Here is a 422-nt window from a genome sequence, read left to right as displayed (position 1 = left end):
ATTCCCGGCCTCGGCAAGATGCCGGTGCTTGGGGCGCTGTTTTCCTCGAAATCCTATCAGCGGCGCGAGACCGACCTCGTCATCATCGTGACGCCCTATCTGGTCAAGCCGGTCGATCCGGAGAAGAAGCTCGTCGAGCCGACCGATGGCACGCAGCCGGCCAGCAACGCCGACTATTTTCTCAACAACACCGAGGAAGTGAAGGATTCCGATGCCGGTCGCACCGTGGCGCTGGCAGACGGCCGCGTCACTCAACCTGCAGCGGCCGCTTCGGCTGCGCATTTCCTCGACCTGCCGAAGGATTGAAGTCATGCGTCTGGTCTTTGGATCGAGCGTCGCCTTGCTGCTGACCGGCTTTGCCGCCGGCTGCACCAGCGACGACTATGTGCGCAGCGAAGGGCCGACGGCCGGCGCCGGAAATG

The 422-nt window shown here is 63.5% G+C and carries 1 pseudogene; it reads left to right on the top strand.

The window, feature by feature from the left end:
* Window positions 1-306, top strand: a pseudogene (locus EN906_RS37000) (secretin); the annotation flags it as partial.
* Between the last annotated feature and the right edge of the window lie 116 nt (window positions 307-422).

The sequence above is a fragment of the Mesorhizobium sp. M7A.F.Ca.CA.004.06.1.1 genome (assembly GCF_003999135.1).
In the GTDB taxonomy this organism is placed as follows: Bacteria; Pseudomonadota; Alphaproteobacteria; order Rhizobiales; family Rhizobiaceae; genus Mesorhizobium.
Note: the sequence above shows the minus strand (reverse complement) of the source record. Positions and strands in the feature narration are given on the sequence as shown.